The organism is Arsukibacterium sp. MJ3 (genome assembly GCF_000987765.1).
In the GTDB taxonomy this organism is placed as follows: Bacteria; Pseudomonadota; Gammaproteobacteria; order Enterobacterales; family Alteromonadaceae; genus Alishewanella.
Map to the genome: position 1 here is coordinate 1 of NZ_LAHP01000054.1, position 1,928 is coordinate 1,928.

The window sequence follows — 1,928 nt, forward strand, 5'->3', positions numbered from 1 at the left end:
AAAAAGCTCTGCGAACACAACGTGATACTACATGGTAGTAGGGTGTGTCTTCGATGGCGATGAGGGTTTTGCGGGGTCTGGGCATATTAACTGTGCCTGCATTGCTGTTTAAATACACAGTGATTAGGTTAGTTGTCGCTCGCCCGGCTGTCAAGATTGTGGTGATTGTGGTAATGGTGCTAACGCCTAGTGTTTGTTACTCACTGTATTGTTCAGTTGTGCCTGTCCTTTTTACTGTACAGTAATTAGGTTAGTTGTCGCTCGCCCGGCTGTCAAGATTTCGGTGATTGTGGTTAATGGTGCTAACGCCTAGTGTTTGTTACTCACTGTGTTGTTCAGTTGTGCCTGTCCTTTTTACTTGCGTTTTTACTTGCGCCGAGGACGAAGCGTTGCTTGAGCTGGAGCGATTTAGTGAAACCTGGGACAAGCAATATCCACAAATTAGTAAATCATGGCGAGCCCATATGCAGAACGTCAATACGATATTTAACTATCCTGCGGACATATGCAAAGCAATTTATACAACCAACGCCATTAAGTCACTGAGCAGCGTTATCCGCAAGGCGATTAAGAAACGAAAAATATTCCCAAGCGACGATTCAGCGAAGAAAATGGTGTATTTAGCTATCACAGAAGCATCAAAAAAGTGGCCAATGCCAATTCATCACTGGCGACAGGCCATGGTTCGATTTATTATTGAGTTAAGGGATCGCCTCGAGAAGCATATTAACTAATGGCATTTACACAGAATCTGTTACAGGCTCAATTTTAGCCCCCTAATAAAAGAGAAAATAATGAATAAGATTATTAGTTTTTCCTTCTTAATCTACCCATTTTTGTCATATATAATAATGTCTTATTTTGACATTGATTTCTTTTGGCACTACTCAGAAAATTACATTGTAATAAGCACTATTTATTCCATTATTTGTTTCGCACTATTTACAGTTGGGCTTTTCACACTACTCGATAAATCAAAATATTACGTAACAATTTTTATATCTTTTATATTTCTATGCTACCATCTGTTCACATGGAGCTTTAAGAGTGTAAATTTCACTGACAAAATTGAAGTTGGTGAAAACACATATATTGTTTTATCCCATCAGGGATTTGGTGCGGTAGGGGAAGACTTTTTAAATATAGTTCTAGTCACTAAGTTGAATTATTTTTTCATCAGAAAAAGTATAGTACGAGCAGTAGAGGGAACGTCTGAGGCAAAAACCTTAGAAATTGATAAAGAAAAAAGAATAGTTTCCATATCATACGAATCTCACAACTTTGATAGAATCGTAAAGACTATCAACATTGAATATTGAGCCGGGTAGGGCCCAAGAGAAAGAGAAAACAGGACAGGCACAGCAGAAATGTTAAGTTAATCAGGCGATTAAACAACTGAATATGACCAGAGTAATCATCGCCCACCGGCTAGGAACTATTGTAAACGCCGAGCGGATTATGCAGTTGCAAAAAGGTCAGTTGCAAGATGTAACCCAAGCATACAAGGCAGCGTTTGGGAAAAATGTAGCAGAATAAAAACGGCGCAGGCTATCGTGCTGGCGCTTCGGTTTTGGTGCCCCATTCGGCGCTTTTATCGGTGGAATTGTTGGCTCTTTGGATTGGTAGGCGTCTAAGAGCGGAATGGCAAATTTTTTATGCGATGTGTGAAATAGAATAGTTTTAGAGGGCTCTGTAGTGCAGGGCCCGAAAGGGTATATTTTTATGAAAATATTACGTGATTTCATTTTGATAGTTATTGCTATTCAATCGGCAAGGCTATGCTCCGGATTTATATTCTCAGAAAGTTACTCAATTACTATAGTCAGCGCTCATACGTATGATCTTTAGGAATTGAAGAAGTGCTTCATTCGTGATCTAATTGATTTACCAGAAAAAAGAGATCACCTTTGCAGGCAAAACGAATGAAG

At 39.3% G+C, this 1,928-nt stretch carries 2 protein-coding genes and 1 pseudogene; all 3 read left to right on the forward strand.

All coding sequences use genetic code 11. The features are described from left to right. Nucleotides 1-368 precede the first annotated feature (368 nt). A pseudogene (locus tag VT06_RS18505) lies at nt 369-734 on the forward strand (transposase); the annotation flags it as partial. A 60-nt stretch (nt 735-794) separates the two neighbouring features. Further along, entirely contained in the window at nt 795-1,319 is a 525-nt protein-coding gene (locus VT06_RS16600) for a hypothetical protein (protein ID WP_046555443.1), read from the forward strand. An 82-nt stretch (nt 1,320-1,401) separates the two neighbouring features. Beyond that, complete coding sequence (locus tag VT06_RS18770; protein WP_152659055.1) at nt 1,402-1,536, forward strand: ATPase; 135 nt, start codon at nt 1,402-1,404, stop codon at nt 1,534-1,536. Nucleotides 1,537-1,928 lie beyond the last annotated feature (392 nt).